This is a genomic window from Kitasatospora sp. NBC_01300 (assembly GCF_041435235.1).
In the GTDB taxonomy this organism is placed as follows: domain Bacteria; phylum Actinomycetota; class Actinomycetes; order Streptomycetales; family Streptomycetaceae; genus Kitasatospora.
This window is the reverse complement of the sequence record NZ_CP108408.1, coordinates 1,563,281-1,583,866: the sequence shown is the minus strand read 5'-3', so window position 1 is coordinate 1,583,866 and position 20,586 is coordinate 1,563,281. Positions and strand designations below refer to the sequence as shown.

Sequence of the window (20,586 nt, the reverse complement as noted above, 5' to 3'; positions counted from 1 at the left end):
CCTCGCCGCCGACGTGCCCACCGCGCTGGAGCTGCTGCGCGAGGGCGAGTTGACGGTGCACGGGCGCCTCACCGAGGCGTCCAACGCCGCGCTGTACTGCACCGCCACGCACGGTTCGCTGAGCGCGCAGGCCGTCTACAAGCCGGTCGCCGGGGAGCGCCCGCTGTGGGACTTCCCGGACGGCACGCTGGCCGGCCGCGAGGTCGCCGCGTACGAGGTGTCGGCCGCGACGGGCTGGGCGCTGGTGCCGCCGACCGTGCTGCGCGACGGGCCGCACGGGCCCGGGATGGTGCAGCTGTGGGTCGAGCCGGATCCGCAGGCCGAGCCGCTGCTGGCCCTCCAGGACCCGCGCGGCCCGGAGCACGGCTGGCTGCCGATCGTGCGGGCCGAGGTCGGCGGGGGACGCACCGCGCTGCTGGTGCACCACGACGACCAGCGGCTGCGCCGGCTCGCCGTGCTGGACGCGGTGCTCAACAACGCCGACCGCAAGGGCGGCCACCTGATCGCGGCCGCCGACGGCCGGGTCTACGGCATCGACCACGGCGTCACCTTCAACACCGAGGGCAAGCTGCGCACCCTGCTCTGGGGCTGGGCCGGCGAGCCGCTGCCCGCCGAGGCGCTGGAGGTGCTGACCCGGCTCGCCGAGCGGCTGGACGGCGAGCTGGCCGCGCGCCTCGCCCCGCACCTGACCGCCGCCGAACTGGAGGCGACCCGGGCCCGGGTGGCCGGGCTGCGCCGCACCGGCCGGCACCCGCTGCCCTCCGAGGACTGGCCCCCGATCCCCTGGCCCCCGGTCTAGCAGGCTGATGGTCTGGACCTGTCCGCGAACCGGCAGCACACTGCTCCGATGGACGCGTTACGGACCACCCCCACCCCCCGCACCACGCCGGACCTGCCGCTGCACCGGCTACAGGTCCCGCTGCCGCACCTGCTCCCGTTCGCCATCGGGAGCTTCGACACGATCGGCCCGCTGTCCCGGGCGGGCTTCCCGCACCGGCACTCGTTCTACGAGATCGTCCACGTCACCGGCGGCCGCGGCGCCCACGTCCTGGACCTGGTCCACCGGCCGCTGGCGCCACCGCAGTTGTGCGTGATCACACCCGGCCAGGTGCACTACTGGTCGGACGCGGACGAACTCACCGGCCAGGTCGTCCTGTTCAACGAGGACTTCCTGCTCCGCAACCCGCAGGACCTCGCCGCGCTGCGCACCCTGGCCACCCGCCCCGCGCTCGGGCTCGGCGAACAGGCCGGTCCGATCGGCGCATTGCTCGCCGACATGGAACACGAGTACCGCTCCAGGCAGCCCGGCTACCAGGGCGTGCTGCGGGCCAGTCTGCACATCCTGATCGTCCGGGCGCTGCGCGCCGGCCGGCCGGGGGAGCGGCCGTCGCCGCCCGGCCGGCCGACCGAACTGGCCTCCGCCTTCACCCGGTTGATCGCCGGCCCGGGCGGGGTGCGGCACTCGGTGGCGTCCAGTGCGCAGGAACTCGGCGTCTCGCCTGGCCACTTGCAGACCCTGGTCAAGCAGGCCACCGGCCGCACCCCGGGCGGGCTGATCCGGCGCCAGCAGACCCTGGAGGCCAAACGGTTGCTGGCCTGCACGGACCTGACGATTCGTCAGGTGTCGAAGGAGGCGGGCTTCGCCGACCCGGCCTACTTCTGCCGCTTCTTCCGGCGGGAGACCGGGATGACGCCGGGGGAGTTCCGGGCCCGGGTCGACGGAAATCACCACGATCCCCGGATCGCGTCCATCGCGGCGGCCCCGGACTGCCCGTAACTTTGCTGGTGGCCACCGGTGGCCGGTCCGGCGCGCGCGGACGGGCGGCCGGTTCGGCCCTTGTCATGCCCCCACCATGGCAAGGGCCGCCCCCCACATCCCCCACCCCCCACCCGAAGGAGAGGGCGCATGCCCACGCCCGACGGCATGATCAGCCGCAAGACCGTCCTGAAGGCAGCCGCCGCGCTCGGCGCCGCCCCGCTGCTGGTCGGCGGCGGCGTCGCGCTGGCCCGCGAGCAGGCCGGCACCGGCCGGCCCCCCGGCCTCACCCCCGAGTGCCACGACGGCGACGACCCCACCATCGAGCAGACCGAGGGCCCCTACTTCAAGCCCAACTCCCCACTGCGCAGCTCCATGGTCAACGACGGCCCCGGCACCCGGCTGACCGTCAGCGGCTACGTCTTCGGCCGTGCCTGCCGACCGATCTCCGGCGTCCTGCTGGACTTCTGGCAGGCCGACGACAACGGCGCCTACGACAACAGCGGGTTCACCTTCCGCGGCCACCAGTTCACCGACGCGAACGGCGCCTTCAAGCTGGACACGATCGTCCCCGGCCTCTACCCGGGCCGCACCCGGCACCTCCACGTCAAGCTCCAGGCGCCCGGCCGCCCGGTGCTCACCACCCAGCTCTACTTCCCCGGCGAGCCGCGCAACAACACGGACACCATCTACGACGCCCGGCTGCTGATGAACGTCCGCCAGAACGGCCCGGGCCGTGAGGGCAGCTACGACTTCGTCCTGGACGTGCCGCAGACCCCGGGCACGCCGAGCCCGACCCCCACCGCCACTCCGACCGGAACCCCGACCGGAACCCCCACCGGAACCCCCACCGGAACGCCCACGCCGCCGAGCGGCAGTTGGAGGCCGGGGGCCTCGTACAACGCGGGCGACCGCGTCACCTACTCCGGTGCCTCCTACGTCTGCCTCCAGGCGCACACCGCCATGGTGGGCTGGGAGCCGCCGAACGTGCCGGCCCTCTGGCAGCGGTCGTAGCGGCTCCGGCCGCGTCCCCCGAGGTGCCGGGCGCCCGGTCGGCGGCAGGGTCGACCGGGCGCTCAACCGTGTCCGAAAGCCTGCCCGAAGCCTGCGGAAAGCCTGCCCGAAGCCTGCCCAACGCCCGCCCGAAGCCTGCCGTACGCCTGCCGGAAACAACGTCGGTCCCGTCAAGGCCCGTTCCTTATCAGTCGGGAAGCGGTCCGGCAATGACAGGAAGCGAATCCAGTCGATCTTGTGTACTGGTTAGGCTTTCAAATGTTCGCAAGGTTAAAGTCGGTTCCATGCATGCCTGGCCCGCCTCCGAGGTTCCCGCCCTGCCTGGTCAGGGGCTCCCCCTCCGTATCTTCGACACCGCAGCGGGCACGGTCCGTGAGGTCGTGCCGCAGGACGGCACCGCCCGGATCTACGTCTGCGGCATCACCCCCTACGACGCGACCCACATGGGCCACGCCGCCACCTACAACGCCTTCGACCTGGTGCAGCGCGTGTGGAAGGACGCCGGCCACGACGTCCTGTACGTCCAGAACGTCACCGACGTGGACGACCCGCTGCTGGCCCGGGCAGTCGAGACCGGTCAGGACTGGGTGGCCCTCGCCGAGCGCGAGACGGCCCTGTTCCGCGAGGACATGACCGCCCTGCGGCTGCTCCCGCCGGCCCACTACATCGGCGCCGTCGAGTCGATCCCGTGGATCGTCCCGCTGGTCCAGAAGCTGCTCGCCAGCGGCGCCGCCTACCAGGTGGACGGCGACATCTACTTCTCGGTCGAGTCCGACCCCCGCTTCGGCCAGGTCTCCGGACTCGACCAGGAGGCCATGCGCCCGGTCTTCGCCGAGCGCGGCGGAGACCCGGACCGCCCGGGCAAGCGCCACCCGCTGGACGCCCTGCTCTGGCTCGCCGCCCGCCCGGGCGAGCCCGCCTGGGAGACCGAACTCGGCCACGGCCGCCCCGGCTGGCACATCGAGTGCGTCGCCATCGCGCTGCAGTACCTCGGCATGTCCTTCGACATCCAGGGCGGCGGCAGCGACCTCTCCTTCCCGCACCACGAGATGGGCGCCTCGCACGCCCAGGTCGCCACCGGCGCCCACCCGTACGCCAAGGCGTACGTGCACGCCGGCATGGTCGGCCTGGACGGCCACAAGATGTCCAAGTCCCGCGGCAACCTGGTCTTCGTCTCGGCGCTGCGCCGTGAGGGCGTCGACCCGGCGGCGATCCGCCTGGCGCTGCTCTCGCACCACTACCGCGAGGACTGGGAGTGGACCAAGGCGACCCTGGACGAGGCCGTCGAGCGCCTCGCCCGCTGGCGGGCCGCGGTCTCCCGGCCGGACGGCCCGGCCGCCGAGCAGCTGCTCGACGAGGTCCGTACGGCGCTCGCGGACGACCTGGACGCGCCCGCCGCGCTGGCCGCCGTCGACCGCTGGGCCGAGCGGCAGGAGGCCGGGGGCGGCACCGACATGGGTGCGCCCGGCCTGGTCAGCCGCACCGTGGACGCCCTGCTCGGCGTCGCGCTGTAGCACCTACTCCCTCAACACGCCGAAGGGGCGTCCGGACCGAAGTCCTGACGCCCCTTCGGCGTTGTCCGGGGCGGGCCCCGGGGCGGCGACTACTCCTCGTCGCCGTCCTGGCTCTCCCGGGCCGCGCCCGGGGACTCCGGCTCGGCCGGCCGCTCCGCCGTGGCGTGCCCGGCCACCGGCTTCTCGCCGGTCGGCCCGACGTTCTCCCGACGGCGCAGGTAGCGCTCGAACTCGCGGGCGATCGCGTCGCCGGAGGCCTCCGGCAGCTCCGCGGTGTCCTGCGCCTCCTCCAACTGCTGGACGTACTCGGCCACCTCGCTGTCCTCGGCGGCCAGCTGGTCCACGCCCAGCTGCCAGGCCCGGGCGTCCTCGCCGAGCTCGCCCGGCGGGATGCGCAGGTCCAGCAGATCCTCCAGCTTGTTGACCAGGGCCAGCGTCGCCTTGGGGTTCGGCGGCTGCGCGACGTAGTGCGGCACGGCCGCCCAGAGCGTCACGGCCGGGACCCCGGCGTGCGTGCAGGCCTCCTGGAGCACCCCGACGATGCCGGTCGGGCCCTCGTAGCGGCTCTCCTCCAGGTCCAGCCGGCGGGCCAGCTCCGGGTCGGAGGTGACCCCGCTGACCGGCACCGGGCGGCTGTGCGGGGTGTCGCCGAGCAGCGCGCCCAGGATCACCACCAGCTCGATGCCGAGCTCGTGCGCGAAGCCGAGCAGCTCGTTGCAGAACGAGCGCCAGCGCATGCTGGGCTCGATGCCGCGCACCAGGACGACGTCCCGGGTGGTCGGCTCGGTCACCCGGATCACCGAGAGCCTGGTGGTCGGCCAGGTGATCCGGCGGATGCCGCCGTCCAGCCAGACCGTGGGCCGGTTGACCTGGAAGTCGTAGTAGTCCTCCGCGTCCAGGGCGGCGATCACCTTGCCGCCCCAGGTGTCGTCCAGATGTGCCAGGGCTGCGGAGGCGGCGTCGCCCGCGTCGTTCCAGCCCTCGAAAGCGCAGACCATCACCGGGTCGATCAACTCGGGAACATCTTCCAGCTCGATCACCCAGCGTCTCCCTCCGGTCGGCGGTCGAACCTGCGCCGCCTCGGCTGGCCTGCCGGGGCGCCGACGGGTCGGCTGCCGACTGTCGAACCTCTCGTCACCCATGGAACGCCTCGCCCCATGGTCCCTACCTGCCCAGCCTACGGGCTTTGATGCGCACCGCGGCCGGGCACCGGGACAGTCTGGGGGAGCGTGCCGCCCCGATCCAGCGGATATCCGGACGGTCCTGGCTGACGGGTCGTCAGTTCATCCGGGGCGGGCGCGGACGGTGTCCGAGCGGCGACGCGGCGCGACGACGCACCCTTCCCGCAGGCGCCGTTCCCGCACGCACGCTTTCCGCGCGCGCCGCTCCCGCACCCGCCGCCGGAACCCCTCAGGCGTCCACCCACCCGCGCCGGTACGCCGCCCAGTGCTCCGGGGTGGCGGCGAAGTCCACGTACAGCGCGACGCCGAAGTTCCGCCGCCCCGGGTCCTGGCGGCCCAGGCCCAGCCGGACGCCCCGGACGGCGGCCGGCACGGTCTCGGCGTCACCCCGATGGCCGTGCCGGTCGTCCCAGAAGAACGGCAGGCCGATCAGCAGGTCCACCCCGGCCGGGGTGGCCTCCAGCGCCAGTTCGGTCTGCAGGGCGACGTAGCCGCCGTACAGCGGCTCGGTCGGCATGCTGGTGTCGTACGCCATCACGGCGACCTGGTCGACCCGGCGGGCGGTCTCGGTGAAGTACGCCTGGTCCCACCACTTGCCGTGGTCGGTGAGCAGGATCCCGGCGGTGTGCAGGCCGGGCACCGGGTCGAGCTGCGGGGCCGCCACCGAGAGCGCGGCGCCGCGCCCGGCCGTGACCGGGCGGACCTGGTCGAGCAGGGCCAGCCAGCCGGCGCTGCCGGGCCGGATCGGTTCCATGTCGAAGTGCACGCCGTCGAAGCCGAGGTCCAGGACCTGCCGGGCGGAGGCGGTGACCCGGTCCCGGGTGGGGGCGTCCTCCAGGTCCAGGGCGTCCTTCTCCGGCTTGACCTCGTCGCCCAGCCAGCTCTGCACCCGGACGTCCGGCAGCGCCCGGTGCACCGCGTCGGTGAACCAGCGGCCCCGGGGGTGGACGGCGGGCGGCAGCGAGCCGTCGTGCTCCAGCGGGCCGGTGTGCACGTACAGGTCGCGGACGCCGGTGCCGGCCAGCTGCCGCACCAGCGCGGCGACGTCGGCCTCGCCCTTGCGGCCGTCCACCCAGGCGTGGCCGAGCCAGAGCGCGTCCCGGCCGCGGGTGCGGGCCTCGGCGGACGGGTCGCCGGTGTAGTGCAAGCGGATCGCGACGAAGGCCGAGCCGAGTGCGGCCGCCGGCACGGCCGCCGCGAGGCCCAGCACCAGCAGTGCCCGGCGCCACCGGGACCAGCTCCGCCAGCGCTTGCGCAACGCCCGGAACGGGGCCGCCAGGGCCCCCGTGACGCGTCGCGCGACGGTCGGGAATCGGCCCACGCGGTTGCTCCCCCCTTGCGGTCGAACGATCAGGATACGGAATGCGACCGCAGGCCGGGGCGCGGGCCGGATACCCTGGCCACGTGCGGGCCCGAGTAAGCGGGCCCGCAAAGCCGACAGCCGTCGCACCAGGGAGAAGCCCCATGGCCACTGCAGCCAATCCGTCCATCACTCAGCAGAGCCGCGCGAACGCTTTGCGTGAAGCGCTCGCCACCCGGGTGGTGGTCGCCGACGGTGCAATGGGCACCATGCTCCAGGCACAGGATCCGACGCTGGAGGACTTCCAGAACCTGGAGGGCTGCAACGAGGTCCTCAACGTCACCCGGCCCGACATCGTGCGCTCCGTCCACGAGGCCTACTTCGGGGTCGGCGTGGACTGCGTCGAGACCAACACCTTCGGCGCCAACTTCTCCGCACTCGGCGAGTACGAGATCGCGGAGCGTATCTTCGAGCTGTCCGAGTCCGGCGCCCGGATCGCCCGCGAGGTGGCCGACGCCCACGCCGCCGACGGCCGCACCCGCTGGGTGCTCGGCTCGATCGGCCCCGGCACCAAGCTGCCCACCCTCGGCCACGCCCCGTACGAGACGCTGCGTGACGGCTTCCAGCAGAACGCGGCCGGCCTGATCGCCGGCGGCGCCGACGCGCTGCTGGTCGAGACCAGCCAGGACCTGCTGCAGACCAAGGCCGCCATCCTGGGCTCCAAGCGCGCCCTCGCCGAGGCCGGGCTGGACCTGCCGGTGCTGGTGCAGGTGACCGTGGAGACCACCGGCACCATGCTGCTCGGCTCCGAGATCGGCGCCGCGCTGACGGCCCTGGAGCCGCTCGGCGTCGACTACATCGGCCTCAACTGCGCCACCGGCCCGGCCGAGATGAGCGAGCACCTGCGCTACCTGGCCAAGAACGCGCGGATCGGCCTGTCCTGCATGCCGAACGCGGGCCTGCCGGTGCTCGGCAAGGACGGCGCCCACTACCCGCTCTCCCCGTCCGAACTGGCCGACGCGCACGACGTGTTCACCCGCGAGTACGGCCTCTCGCTGGTCGGCGGCTGCTGCGGCACCACGCCCGAGCACCTGCGCCAGGTGGTCGAGCGGGTGCAGGGCCGGCCGGTCACCCCGCGCACCCCGCAGCCGGAGTCCTCGGCGTCCTCGCTGTACCAGGCGGTGCCGTTCCGCCAGGACACCTCGTACCTGGCGATCGGCGAGCGCACCAACGCCAACGGCTCGAAGAAGTTCCGCGAGTCGATGCTGGCCGGCGACTGGCAGGCCTGCGTGGAGATCGCCCGCGACCAGATCCGGGACGGCTCGCACCTGCTGGACCTGTGCGTGGACTACGTCGGCCGCGACGGCGTCGCCGACATGAAGGAGATCGCCGGCCGGCTGGCCACCGCCTCCACCCTGCCGATCGTGCTGGACTCCACCGAGCCGCAGGTGCTGCGGGCCGGCCTGGAGGCGCTCGGCGGCCGCGCGGTCCTCAACTCGGTCAACTACGAGGACGGCAACGCCCCGGACTCGCGCTTCGGCCGGATCGCCTCGCTGGCCCGCGAGCACGGCGCCGGCCTGATCGCGCTGACCATCGACGAGGAGGGCCAGGCCCGCACCGCCGACAAGAAGGTCGAGATCGCCGAGCGGCTGATCGCCGAGCTGACCGCCGACTACGGCGTCGACGAGGGCTCGATCCTGGTGGACTGCCTCACCTTCACCCTGGCCACCGGCCAGGAGGAGTCCCGCCGGGACGGCATCGAGACCATCGAGGCGATCCGCGAGCTCAAGCGCCGCCACCCGGACGTGCAGACCACGCTGGGCCTGTCCAACATCTCCTTCGGCCTCAACCCGGCCGCCCGGGTGGTGCTGAACTCGGTCTTCCTGCACGAGTGCGTGGAGGCCGGCCTGGACTCGGCGATCGTGCACGCCTCCAAGATCCTGCCGATCGCCCGGATCCCCGAGGACCAGCGCGAGGCCGCCCTCGACCTGGTCTACGACCGCCGCCGGGACGGCTACGACCCGCTGCAGCACCTGCTGGAGCTGTTCGACGGCGTCTCCTCGGCCTCGGTCAAGGCGTCCAAGGCGGAGGAGCTGGCCGCGCTGCCGCTGGACGAGCGCCTGCAGCGCCGGATCATCGACGGCGAGCGCAAGGGCCTGGAGGCCGACCTGGACGAGGCGCTGGCCGGGCGGCCCGCGCTGGAGATCATCAACGACACCCTGCTGGCCGGCATGAAGGTGGTCGGCGAGCTGTTCGGCTCCGGCCAGATGCAGCTGCCGTTCGTGCTCCAGTCCGCCGAGGTGATGAAGACCGCGGTGGCCCACCTGGAGCCGTACATGGAGAAGTCCGACAGCGAGGGCAAGGGCACCATCGTGCTGGCCACCGTCAAGGGCGACGTCCACGACATCGGCAAGAACCTGGTGGACATCATCCTGTCCAACAACGGCTACAACGTGGTCAACCTGGGCATCAAGCAGCCGGTCTCGGCGATCCTGGACGCCGCGCAGGAGCACAAGGCGGACGTGATCGGGATGTCCGGCCTGCTGGTGAAGTCCACCGTGATCATGAAGGAGAACCTGGAGGAGCTCAACCAGCGCAAGCTGGCCGCGAGTTACCCGGTGATCCTGGGCGGCGCCGCGCTCACCCGGGCCTACGTCGAGCAGGACCTGCACGAGATCTACGAGGGCGAGGTCCGCTACGCCCGGGACGCCTTCGAGGGCCTGCGGCTGATGGACGCGCTGATCGCGGTCAAGCGCGGCGTGCCCGGCGCGAGCCTGCCGGAGCTCAAGCAGCGCCGGCACGCCCGGGTCGAGGTGGTGGAGGAGCCGGAGGTCAACCTCGGCCAGATCCGCTCGGACGTCACCGTCGACAACACCGTGCCGACCCCGCCGTTCTGGGGCGACCGGATCGTCAAGGGCATCCCGTTCGCCGACTACGCCTCCTGGCTGGACGAGGACGCGCTGTTCAAGGGCCAGTGGGGCCTGAAGGCGGCCCGCAGCGGCGAGGGGCCCTCGTACGAGGAGCTGGTGGAGACCGAGGGCCGGCCACGGCTGCGGATGTGGCTGGACCGGCTGCAGACCGAGGGCTGGCTGGAGGCGGCCGTGGTCTACGGCTACTACCCGGCCAACTCCAAGGGCGACGACCTGATCGTCTTCCACGAGGACGGCACCGAGCGCACCCGCTTCACCTTCCCCCGCCAGCGGCGCGGGCGCCGGCTCTGCCTGGCCGACTTCTTCCGCCCGGAGGAGTCCGGCGTGCGGGACGTGGTCGGCCTCCAGGTGGTCACCATGGGCAACCGGATCTCGGAGGCGGCGAACGAGCTGTTCGCCGACAACTCCTACCGCGACTACCTGGAGCTGCACGGCCTGTCGGTGCAACTGGCCGAGGCGCTGGCCGAGTTCTGGCACGCCCGGGTCCGCTACGAGCTGGGCTTCTCCGGCGAGGACCCGCAGGACGTCAAGGACATGTTCGCGCTCAAGTACCGGGGCGCCCGCTTCTCGCTCGGCTACGGGGCCTGCCCGGAGCTGGAGGACCGCGCCAAGATCGCCGAGCTGCTGAAGCCCGAGCGGATCGGCGTGGTGCTCTCCGAGGAGTTCCAGCTGCACCCGGAGCAGTCCACCGACGCGATCGTCATCCACCACCCGGAGGCGAAGTACTTCAACGCCCGGTAACCCCGGCGCCTCGTTCCGTTCGCTCTTTTCGGGCGAACCGGGCGTATCCTGGATGATCCTGAACGGGCCGGTCCGCTCACCAGCGGGCCGGCCCGCGCCATCCCCGGGGGGTGCTCGAACGCGCCCGGGGGGTACCGACGGAAGGACTCCCGCCATGACCACCTCCACCGCCGCCCGGATCCTCGACCACGGGGACGGCCGCGGCCTGCAGGCGGTGCTGCTGGACATGGACGGGACACTGGTGGACACCGAGGACTTCTGGTGGCAGGCCGAGGTCACCCTGTTCGCCGAGCTGGGCCACGCGCTGACCGACGAGGACCGGGCCCAGGTGGTCGGCGGTCCGATGACCCGGGTGATCGACTACCTGGTCGGCACCACCGGGGTGGACCTCGCCCCGGCGGACCTGACGGTGCTGATCAACCAGCGCTTCGTCGACCTGCTCGCGGGCGGCGTGCCGCTCATGCCGGGCGCCGAACGCCTCCTCAACACCCTGGCCGCACACGGGATCCCGGCCGTCCTGGTGACCGCCTCGCACCGGCACGTGGTGGACATCGTGCTGCGCTCGCTGGGCTCCCACCACTTCGCCTTCACGGTCGCCGGGGACGAGGTGCCGCGCACCAAGCCGCACCCGGACCCGTACCTGGAGGCGGCCCGGCGGCTGGGCGCGGACCCGGCCCGCTGCGTGGTGGTCGAGGACGCGCCGACCGGGGTGCGAGCGGCCGAGGCGGCGGGCTGCCCGGTCGTCGCGGTGCCCTCGGTGGCGCCGATCGAGCCGGCCCCGGGGCGGCTGGTGCGCTCCTCGCTGGAGCAGGTCGATCTTGAACTGATGCGCTCGCTGGTCGCTTCTCGGGTGTGATTGTCATCTCATTGCGAGGGTGCTCTACTCGCCGGTAGGCGGCCGGATCCGGCCGCCGCCGACGGCCGCCCGGGGAGAAAAAGGGCATTGCCTGACAACTCGTCGGGTGTTTCGCGATGCCCTCAACCACCGTGTCCCAAACGTCATCTGCACGGGTATCGGTCGTGCGTGTTCGATATGGCACGCTACTTCAGTTCGTTCCCCTCCCTCGCGCCCTGCCACCGCCGACGACGGGCAACCCCGTCCCGCCCGCGGTCGTACGGGCGCCAGGCCCGCGCACGCCTTCCGCACCGGGAGCGCCCTCGACGCGGGCCGCCGGCCCCGGTCGGACCGCACCCAGAAGGACGCGCCCCGTGAAGACTTCAGCTGAACGCCTGGCAGCACTCGGCTGCGCCGGTCTTGTCGCCGTGACGGCGGCAGGCTGCGGATCGGTCACCGACGCCGTCAAGGGGGACGGCGGCAAGGCGATCGTCATGGGCACCACCCAGCTCACCGGTGTACTGGACCCGGCCGCCGCCTACGACTCCGGCTCCTGGCTGCTGCTGCGCAACACCTTCCAGTCGCTGCTCACCTTCCCGGCCGCCTCCAGCGCCCCCTCCCCGGACGCCGCGCAGTCCTGCGAGTTCACCGCGGGCGACGCCACCCAGTACCACTGCACCATGCGGACCGGCCTGAAGTTCTCCAACGGCCACCCGCTGACCGCGGCCGACGTGGTGTTCTCGATCGAGCGCACCAAGAAGATCAACGACCAGAACGGCGCGGCCCCCCTGCTCTCCTCGATCAGGAGCGTCGAGGCCAAGGGCGACACCGAGGTGATCTTCCACCTCTCCACGCCCGACGCCACCCTGCCGGCCAAGCTGGCCGGCCCGGCCGGAGCCATCCTCGACCACCAGGCCTACCCGGCCGACAAGGTCGTCCCCAACGACAAGCTGATCGGCTCCGGCCCGTACCGCTTCGAGACGGTCGAGGTCATGGGCGGCAACGGCGACACGGCCAAGCAGCTGGGCAAGGTCGTCCTGGTGCCCAACGACAAGTACAGCGGCGAGGCCAAGCTCCGGAACAGCAAGTTCACCATCCGGTACTTCGACAAGCCCGCCGACCTGAAGGTCGCGCTGGACAAGGGCGACGTCGACCTCACCGACAACAGCCTGGACCCGAACACCGCCGCCCAGATGCACTCCGACCAGCAGGGCGGCAAGACCGACCTCCAGGTCGTCGAGGGCGACAGCAACGACACCCGCTCGCTGGTCTTCAACACCAAGGACCCGGTCGCCGGCAACGTCGCCGTCCGCCAGGCCGCCGCCCAGCTGCTCGACCGCAAGTCGCTCGCCCGCGACGTCTTCGCCCGGACCGTCCAGCCGCTGTACGCGATGGTCCCGGCCGGCGTCACCGGCCACACCACGGCCTTCTTCGACCGCTACGGCGACCAGGACAGCGGCAAGGCCAAGAAGATCCTCACCGACGCCAAGGTCCAGCTCCCGGTCAAGCTCACCCTCACCTGGTCGCGCTCGCGGGCCGGCAGCGCCGAGCCCGAGACCCTGAAGAAGCAGCTGGAGGCCGGCGGCCTGTTCCAGGTGACCGTCCAGACCGAGCCGGACTGGGACAAGTACCGGGCCGGCTGGTCCGAGGGCCGCTACCAGGCGTACCTGATCGGCTGGTTCGCCGACTACCCGGACCCGGACAACTACATCGCCCCGCTGCTCATCGACGGCGGCGCCTACCACCACGGCTGGGACGACCCGAGGATCAGCCAGAAGCTGGTGCCGGACGGCCTCAAGCAGGCCGACCGCAGCGCCGCGGTGGCCGGCTACGCCCAGATCCAGCAGATCGTCGCCGAGAACGCGCCGCTCATCCCGCTGTACCAGAACAAGGGCTTCTTCGCGTCGCGTTCGTACATCACCGGCGTCGAGTCGACCATCGACACCACCGGCGTGTTCCGCTTCTGGGAGATCAGCCGCAGCCCCGGCAAGTAGCCGACCGGACGACACCCCTCGACACGGCGGCCCGCCCGCCTTCCCCCTGGGTGCACGGGGAAGGCGGGCGGGCCGCCGGCACGTTCGGCCGGAAAGGGCCTACAGGGCGCCCGGGCGCACCAGCCCGCTCTCGTACGCGTACACCGCCGCCTGCACCCGGTCGCGCAGCTGGAGCTTGGTCAGCACGTGGCCGACGTGCGTCTTCACGGTGGTCTCGCTGACGAACAGTTCGGCCGCGATCTCCGCGTTCGAGAGCCCGCGCGCCACCAGCTTCAGCACCTCCAGCTCACGCTCGGTCAGCGCGCTCAGCGCCTGCGGCGGCGCCTCCTCGCCCGAGGGCAGCTTGGTGGCGTACATGTCCAGCAGCCGGCGGGTGATGCTCGGCGCCAGCATCGCCGCGCCGTCCGCCACCACCCGGATCGCCTGCACCAGTTCCTCCGCCGGGACGTCCTTCAGCAGGAAGCCGCTGGCGCCCGCGCGCAGCGCCTCCACCACGTACTCGTCCAGGTCGAAGGTGGTCAGCACCAGCACCTTGGCCGGGCCGTCCCGCCCGGGGCCGGCGATCCTGCGGGTCGCCTCGACGCCGTCCATCCTGGGCATCCGGATGTCCATCAGCACCACGTCGGGCTGCAGCGCCCGCACCTGGTCCAGCGCCTGCTGACCGTCGCCGGCCTCACCGACCACGACCAGGTCGGACTCGGCCTCCAGGATCATCCGGAAACCGGTGCGCAGCAGCGGCTGGTCGTCGACCAGCAGCACTCGGATCGTCACTAGGACTCCTTGCTCATCTGATCCCCCGTGGGATCGTCTTCGTCAGACGTACGCGACAGCGGCAGCGGGTACGGCGGGGGAGTGCCGCCGAACTCCGGGCAACTGGCCTGGTGGTCGCACCAGTCGCAGAGGCGGTTGCGGGTCGCCGGGAACTCCCCGGTGGCCACCGCGTGGGTGATCCGCTCCCAGAGCGCCCGCAGCTTGCGCTCCACCGCGAGCAGGTCGGCCTCGTCCGGGTCGTAGCTGACCACGTCCCCGCCCCCGCCGAGGTAGACCAGCTGGAGCCGCTTGGGGACGACACCCTTCCAGCGCCACACCACGAGCGCGTAGAACTTCATCTGGAACATCGCCTTGCCCTCGAAGTCCCGCGAGGGCGCCCGGCCGGTCTTGTAGTCCACCAGCCGGACCTCGCCGCTCGGGGCGACGTCCACCCGGTCGATGTAGCCGCGCAGCAGCAGCCCCGACTCCAGGGCCGTCTCCACGTACAGCTCGCGCTCCACCGGGTGCAGCCGGGTCGGGTCCTCCAGCCGGAACCACTGGCCGACCAGCTTCTCGGCGTCCGCCAGCCAGCGGGCGAGCGCCGCGCCGTCCGGATCGTCCGGGAACAGCGAGCCCAGCTCCGGGCGCTCGCCCAGCAGCCGCTCCCACTGCGGGCGCAGCAGGCCCAGCGCCCGCTCCGGCGTCCGCTCGGTCGCGGGGCTGTCGAAGAGCCGCTCCAGCACCGCGTGCACCAGCGTGCCCCTGGTCGCCGCCGCGCTCGGCGGCTCCGGCAGCCGGTCGATCACCCGCAGCCGGTACAGCAGGGGACAGGTCAGGAAGTCCCCCGCCCGGGACGGGGACAGGCCGGTCGGGGGCGCCGCCGGGCGCGCCGGGGCCCCGGCGGCGCTGGTGGTGTCGGTCTGCTGCATGTCTCCGACCCTATTGCCCTTCGCTGTCATCCCGCTGCCACGGTGCTGCCACACCGCGCGGCACAGTGGGTATGAAGCCTGACAGAGGGCCGCACGCCCCCGGAGCGCCGCGATCACGTAGCGTGGCGCACCGGGGCACGACGGGCAGACGACCGAAGGGATCACGGTGAGCGACAGCAGGGGGCAGCAGACCTCCGAACAGCCACCGCAGGACGACGGCGGCCGCCCGGCGGGGCGACCGCCCCGGCCGCCCGAGCGCGGCAGCGGCCTCCTGGTGGGCCGCCCCTTCGGCGTGCCCATCTACGTGACCCCCTCCTGGTTCGTCATCGCCGCGCTGATCACCTGGGTGTTCGGCGGCCAGCTCGGCGACGTCCTGCCGGACCTCGGCGCCGCCCGCTACCTGCTCGCGTTCTTCTTCGCGGTGGCCTTCTACGCCTCCGTCCTGGTGCACGAGCTCGCCCACACCCTGGTCGCGCTTCGCTACAGGCTCGGTGTACGGCGGATCCAGCTCCAGTTCTTCGGCGGCGTCTCGGAGATCGAGAACGAGGCCGAGAGCCCGTGGCGCGAGTTCTGGCTGGCCTTCGTCGGCCCGCTGCTCTCGCTGGTGCTCGGCGGCGTGTTCTTCCTCGCGATGCAGGCCGTGGAGCTCTCCACGGTGCCCGGGGTGCTGCTCACCGGGCTGATGGTCTCCAACCTGGTGGTCGCCGCGTTCAACCTGCTGCCCGGCCTGCCGCTGGACGGCGGCCGGATGCTGCGCGCGGTCGTCTGGGCGATCAGCGGCAAGGCGATGACGGGCACGGTCGCCGCCGCCTGGGTCGGCCGGGCGCTGGCCGTCGTGGTGCTGGTCGGCCTGCCGCTGTTCAGCGCCGCCCGCGGGATCGAACGCACCACGACCGACACCCTGGTGGACGCGGTGCTGGCCGCCGTCCTCGCCGCGATCATCTGGAACGGCGCCACCGGGAGCCTGCGCAACGCCCGGCTCAAGGAGGTGCTGCCCGGCCTGCGGCTGCGCGAGCTCGCCCGCCGGACCGTCGAGGTCACCGCCGACACCCCGCTCGGCGAGGCGCTGCGCCGGGCCCGCGAGGCCCAGGCCGGCGCGGTCGTGGTGGTGGACGGCCGGGGCGACCCGATCGGCATCGTCCGCGAGTCCGCCGTCCGCGCGGTGCCCGAGCACCGCCGCCCGTGGGTCGCCGTCGGCCCGCTCGCCCGCGACCTCGAACCCGGCCTGCGGCTGGACGCCGACCTCGGCGGCGAGGACCTGCTGCGCGCCGTCCAGGCCACCCCGGCCGGGGAGTACCTGGTGGTCGAGGCGGACGGCCGGGTGTTCGGCGTCGCCGCGCTCACCGACATCGAGCAGCGCCTCACCGCCGCCGTCGCCGGCCGGTGATCACTCTGGTCGGGCGGACCGCCCGCTTCCCTTAGGATTGACCGCATGTCCGAACCGACCGGTGCCACCCGCCGACGCGGGCCCTTCCAGGTCGGGGACCAGGTCCAGCTGACCGACCCCAAGGGCCGCCACTACACGTTCACGCTCCAGGCCGGGAACCAGTTCCACACCCACAAGGGTGCGTTCCCGCACGACGAGCTGATCGGCGCCCCCGAGGGCACGGTCGTGCGCACCACGGGGAACGTCCCGTACCTCGCGCTGCGCCCCCTGCTCCCCGACTACGTCCTGTCCATGCCGCGCGGCGCCGCCGTGATCTACCCCAAGGACGCGGGGCAGATCCTGGCCATGGCCGACATCTTCGCCGGCGCGCGCGTCGTCGAGGCCGGTGTCGGCTCGGGCGCGCTCTCCACCTACCTGCTGCGCGCCGTCGGCGACACCGGCATGCTGGCCTCGTACGAGCGCCGGCAGGACTTCGCCGACATCGCCAAGGGCAACGTCGAGCGCTACTTCGGCGGGCCGCACCCGGCGTGGAAGCTCACCGTCGGCGACCTCCAGGACAACCTGGTCGAGGCCGACGTCGACCGCGTCATCCTCGACATGCTCGCCCCCTGGGAGTGCCTGGACGTCGCCTCCAAGGCGCTCGTCCCCGGCGGTCTGATCTGCTGCTACGTGGCCACCACGACGCAGATGTCCAAGACCGTCGAGGCACTGCGCGACCACGGCACCTTCACCGAGCCGCAGGCCTGGGAGACCATGGTCCGCACCTGGCACCTGGAGGGCCTGGCCGTCCGCCCGGACCACCGGATGATCGGCCACACCGGCTTCCTGCTCACCGCCCGGCGCCTCGCCGACGGCGTCGAGCCGCCGCTGCGCCGCCGCCGCCCGGCCAAGGGCGCGTACGGCGAGGACTACGACAACGGGGGCTCGGAGCCGAGCCTCCAGGAGCGCGCCGCGGCCCGTGCCGCCGCCCGCGCCGTCGAGACCGAGCAGACCGAGCAGCCCGACCTGGGCTGACCGGGAGCGCTTCCCAGGGGTGGTACGAGCCTGCTCGTGCCACCCCTCGGCATTCCGGCCGCCGGCGTGTGGGACGATGCTCGCGCACGCAGACCAGCTCCTGGGAGCACTGGAGGGGACGCCTGGTGGAGACCGCGGTCGGGACGACGGCTGGACAGCAGACACCGCGGGGCCGCACCGGGCCCGGGCACGCGCGAACCGCCCCCTGGCACTGGGCCCTGGCCCTGGCCGGCTGCGGCGCGGTGGTGGCCGCGGCCCTCGCCGCCGGCCCCGCCACCGGCACCCCGGTGCCCGTCCACGGCACTCCCAAGGCCCTCGGGGCGAGCGCCGCCCCCGACCCCGCCAAGGCCCAACTCCCGCTCGACTGCGGCCCGTTCCCGGTCGCGACGGCCATCAGCATGCCGGCCGACCTGGGCGACGGACGGCCCGGCACGGTCGTCGCCGCGCACTGCGCGGCCGAGAACGGCACCCCGCCGGACGCCGTCTACCTGCTCGGGTTCGGCCCCGGCGACCGCCCGGTGGTGCTGGCCACACTCCTCTCCGAGCGCGAGAACCTCACCCTCGGCCGGCTCGCGCTGCGCTCCGACGGCGCCATCACCGGCCACGCGCAGGGGTATTCGAGCGACGAGGTGCCGCGCTTCCGTCCCGACATCTCACTCGACCTCACCTGGATGCGCAAGGGCGGCGGCTGGGAGCGCTCCCAGACCGCCGCCCCGGTCAGCCAGACCTGAGGGGGAGGACGCGTCAGTCCGCGTCCGGCCCGTACACCTCGACCCGGTCGGTGACCCGGCGCACGTGGATGCAGTCGCCGGGGCACTCCTTCGCCGAGTCCACCACGTCCTGAAGGATCGTCAGCGGCACCGGGGCGGTCTGCCCGGGCTGCTGGCGCAGCTCGTCGTCCGGCCCCTTCACGTAGGCGAGGCCGTCGATGTCCAGCTCGAAGACCTCGGGTGCGTACTGCACGCAGATGCCGTCGCCGGTGCACAGATCCTGGTCGATCCACACCTCCAGCTGTTCGGCCGCCGCGGCCGTCTGCTCGGTTACCGACATGGTCCCCTGCCGTTTCTGTCCCGGGTCGCCCCTTTTCCGGGGGCAATCCCGCCATTCGTACAACGATCGGACCCAGGCGCCCGGTCGCGATCGGATATCACTTCGCTCGACGATACATCTGGCCCGCTTTGGGTGGTGAGCGGTGGGTATCCCCTTAGCAGAGGGGAAGCACGCTGGGGCGAAGATCGGACACGCCCGTTCCATCTTTCTTGATCTAGGGGTTTACGGACCCCTGGTCCCAGGTAGGGTCTGGAAGCGTCCAGCTCCCCGGAGGAGGTGAGGACCGTGGCAGCCCACGATGACGACTACAACCGCAGCACCGGCAGGCCCGCTCGTGGTTCCGACGAGGCCGCTCAGGTCTCGTTCCTTGAGCAGGAAATCGCTGTGCTGCGCCGCAAGCTCGCCGACTCGCCGCGCAATTCGAGGATCCTCGAAGAGCGGATCGTCGAGCTCCAGACCAACCTGGCCGGAGTGTCCGCCCAGAACGAACGGCTCGCCTCCACCCTGCGAGAGGCCCGCGACCAGATCGTGGCCCTCAAGGAGGAAGTGGACCGGCTGGCACAGCCCCCGGCAGGGTTCGGCACCTTCCTCGAGGCCAACGAGGACGGCACCGCCGACATCTTCACCGGGGGGCGCAAGCTCCGCGTGAACGTCAGCCCCAACGTCGCCCTCGACGAACTGCGGCGCGGCCAGGAAGTGATGCTCAACGAGGCCCTCAACATCGTGGACGCGATGGCCTTCGAGCGCATCGGCGAGATCGTCACCCTCAAGGAGATCCTCGAGGACGGCGAACGCGCCCTGGTCGTCGGCCACACCGACGAGGAGCGGGTGGTGCGCCTCGCCGAACCGCTGCGCGAGCTCACCGTCCGGGCGGGGGACGCCCTGCTGCTGGAGCCCCGCTCCGGCTACGTGTACGAGGTCGTGCCGAAGTCCGAGGTCGAGGAGTTGGTCCTCGAAGAGGTCCCGGACATCGACTACCGCCAGATCGGCGGACTGAGCAACCAGATCGAGCTGATCCGGGACGCGGTCGAGCTGCCCTACCTGCACGCCGACCTCTTCAAGGAGTACGAGCTGCGCCCGCCCAAGGGCGTGCTGCTCTACGGCCCGCCCGGCTGCGGCAAGACGCTGATCGCCAAGGCGGTCGCCAACTCGCTGGCCAAGAAGGTCGCCGAGGTCACCGGACGCCCCCAGGGGAAGAGCTACTTCCTCAACATCAAGGGCCCCGAACTGCTCAACAAGTACGTGGGCGAGACCGAGCGGCAGATCCGCCTGGTCTTCCAGCGGGCTCGGGAGAAGGCGAGCGAGGGCACCCCCGTCATCGTCTTCTTCGACGAGATGGAGTCGCTGTTCCGCACCCGCGGTTCCGGCGTCAGCTCGGACGTGGAGAACACCATCGTCCCGCAGCTGCTCGCCGAGATCGACGGTGTGGAGGGCCTGGAGAACGTCATCGTCATCGGCGCCTCGAACCGCGAGGACATGATCGACCCGGCGATCCTGCGGCCCGGCCGCCTGGACGTCAAGATCAAGATCGAGCGCCCGGACGCCGAGGCCGCGAAGGACATCTTCTCCAAGTACCTCAAGGAGTCGCTGCCGTTCCACCCGGACGACCTCAAGGAGCACGACGGCTCCCTGGGCACCACGGTGGCCGCGATGATCCAGTCGGTCGTGGAGCGGATGTACTCCGAGACCGAGGAGAACCGCTTCCTGGAGGTCACCTACGCCAACGGTGACAAGGAGGTCCTGTACTTCAAGGACTTCAACTCCGGCGCCATGATCCAGAACATCGTCGACCGCGCGAAGAAGATGGCCATCAAGGACTTCCTCGACCACGGTCAGCGCGGTCTGCGCGTCTCCCACCTGCTCGCCGCCTGCGTGGACGAGTTCAAGGAGAACGAGGACCTGCCGAACACCACCAACCCGGACGACTGGGCCCGCATCTCCGGCAAGAAGGGCGAGCGGATCGTCTTCATCCGCACGCTGGTCACCGGCAAGCAGGGCGCCGAGTCCGGCCGCTCGATCGACACTGTCGCCAACACGGGGCAGTACCTGTAAGCACGCGGTGAGACCGGGCCGCCCGGCGGTCCCCGGAACAGCACGCACCCCGTCCGGCTGTGGCGCCTCGCGGCCCCGCAGCCGGACGGCGCGTCTCGGGGTCCGCCCGTCGGCGCCGGGTTCTAGGCTCGACCCACCG

General features: G+C 72.2%; 16 protein-coding genes. 11 read left to right on the top strand and 5 right to left on the bottom strand.

Annotated elements, in window-relative coordinates:
- The first annotated feature begins 13 nt into the window (after positions 1-13).
- The 4 genes from OG556_RS06910 to mshC all read left to right on the top strand — a co-directional run bounded on the left by OG556_RS06910 (position 14) and on the right by mshC (position 4,284).
- Positions 14-799 (top strand): SCO1664 family protein, encoded by a 786-nt coding sequence (locus OG556_RS06910; protein WP_371522604.1) that lies wholly within the window; start codon positions 14-16, stop codon positions 797-799.
- 48 nt (positions 800-847) lie between these two features.
- The gene (locus tag OG556_RS06905) at positions 848-1,777 is read left to right on the top strand and encodes an AraC family transcriptional regulator (protein ID WP_371516320.1); all 930 of its coding nucleotides are present in this window, start codon (positions 848-850) and stop codon (positions 1,775-1,777) included.
- A 129-nt stretch (positions 1,778-1,906) separates the two neighbouring features.
- Positions 1,907-2,770 (top strand): carbohydrate-binding protein, encoded by an 864-nt coding sequence (locus OG556_RS06900; RefSeq protein ID WP_371516319.1) that lies wholly within the window; start codon positions 1,907-1,909, stop codon positions 2,768-2,770.
- Between the two features lie 284 nt (positions 2,771-3,054).
- On the top strand, positions 3,055-4,284 hold the full coding sequence (gene mshC / locus OG556_RS06895; protein ID WP_350878003.1) for a cysteine--1-D-myo-inosityl 2-amino-2-deoxy-alpha-D-glucopyranoside ligase: 1,230 nt from the start codon (positions 3,055-3,057) through the stop codon (positions 4,282-4,284).
- An 89-nt stretch (positions 4,285-4,373) separates the two neighbouring features.
- Here mshC and OG556_RS06890 read toward each other — a convergent pair whose 3' ends face one another.
- On the bottom strand, positions 4,374-5,324 hold the full coding sequence (locus OG556_RS06890; protein ID WP_350878002.1) for a PAC2 family protein: 951 nt from the start codon (positions 5,322-5,324) through the stop codon (positions 4,374-4,376).
- Between the two features lie 370 nt (positions 5,325-5,694).
- Complete coding sequence (locus tag OG556_RS06885) at positions 5,695-6,786, bottom strand: hypothetical protein (RefSeq protein WP_371516318.1); 1,092 nt, start codon at positions 6,784-6,786, stop codon at positions 5,695-5,697.
- Between the two features lie 143 nt (positions 6,787-6,929).
- Here OG556_RS06885 and metH point away from each other — a divergent pair, with 143 nt between their 5' ends.
- From metH to OG556_RS06870, 3 genes are all read left to right on the top strand, one after another.
- Complete coding sequence (gene metH, locus OG556_RS06880) at positions 6,930-10,436, top strand: methionine synthase (RefSeq protein WP_371516317.1); 3,507 nt, start codon at positions 6,930-6,932, stop codon at positions 10,434-10,436.
- Positions 10,437-10,590: 154 nt separating this feature from the next.
- On the top strand, positions 10,591-11,292 hold the full coding sequence (locus tag OG556_RS06875; protein ID WP_371516316.1) for an HAD family hydrolase: 702 nt from the start codon (positions 10,591-10,593) through the stop codon (positions 11,290-11,292).
- A 353-nt stretch (positions 11,293-11,645) separates the two neighbouring features.
- Positions 11,646-13,265, top strand: a complete 1,620-nt coding sequence (locus OG556_RS06870; protein WP_371516315.1) for an ABC transporter substrate-binding protein — start codon at positions 11,646-11,648, stop codon at positions 13,263-13,265.
- Positions 13,266-13,364: 99 nt separating this feature from the next.
- Here OG556_RS06870 and OG556_RS06865 read toward each other — a convergent pair whose 3' ends face one another.
- Both OG556_RS06865 and OG556_RS06860 read right to left on the bottom strand, forming a co-directional pair.
- Positions 13,365-14,036, bottom strand: coding sequence for a response regulator transcription factor (locus OG556_RS06865; RefSeq protein WP_063346919.1), 672 nt, complete (start codon positions 14,034-14,036; stop codon positions 13,365-13,367).
- Positions 14,036-14,944: a RecB family exonuclease gene (locus OG556_RS06860; protein ID WP_063346918.1), complete on the bottom strand. Its 909-nt coding sequence runs from the start codon at positions 14,942-14,944 to the stop codon at positions 14,036-14,038. The genes OG556_RS06865 and OG556_RS06860 overlap by 1 nt, the downstream gene beginning before the upstream one ends.
- A gap of 166 nt (positions 14,945-15,110) precedes the next feature.
- Between OG556_RS06860 and OG556_RS06855 the strand changes: the two genes are divergently transcribed.
- From OG556_RS06855 to OG556_RS06845, 3 genes are all read left to right on the top strand, one after another.
- Positions 15,111-16,331: a site-2 protease family protein gene (locus OG556_RS06855; protein ID WP_371516314.1), complete on the top strand. Its 1,221-nt coding sequence runs from the start codon at positions 15,111-15,113 to the stop codon at positions 16,329-16,331.
- Between the two features lie 45 nt (positions 16,332-16,376).
- Positions 16,377-17,345, top strand: a complete 969-nt coding sequence (locus tag OG556_RS06850; protein ID WP_371516313.1) for a tRNA (adenine-N1)-methyltransferase — start codon at positions 16,377-16,379, stop codon at positions 17,343-17,345.
- Positions 17,346-17,470: 125 nt separating this feature from the next.
- Positions 17,471-18,076: a hypothetical protein gene (locus OG556_RS06845; protein ID WP_371516312.1), complete on the top strand. Its 606-nt coding sequence runs from the start codon at positions 17,471-17,473 to the stop codon at positions 18,074-18,076.
- 13 nt (positions 18,077-18,089) lie between these two features.
- On the opposite strand, the gene OG556_RS06840 is transcribed toward OG556_RS06845, so the two are convergent.
- Positions 18,090-18,395 (bottom strand): ferredoxin, encoded by a 306-nt coding sequence (locus tag OG556_RS06840; protein ID WP_350877992.1) that lies wholly within the window; start codon positions 18,393-18,395, stop codon positions 18,090-18,092.
- A 285-nt stretch (positions 18,396-18,680) separates the two neighbouring features.
- On the opposite strand from OG556_RS06840, the gene arc reads away from it, so the two are divergent.
- Positions 18,681-20,447, top strand: coding sequence for a proteasome ATPase (gene arc / locus OG556_RS06835; protein WP_363583904.1), 1,767 nt, complete (start codon positions 18,681-18,683; stop codon positions 20,445-20,447).
- Positions 20,448-20,586 lie beyond the last annotated feature (139 nt).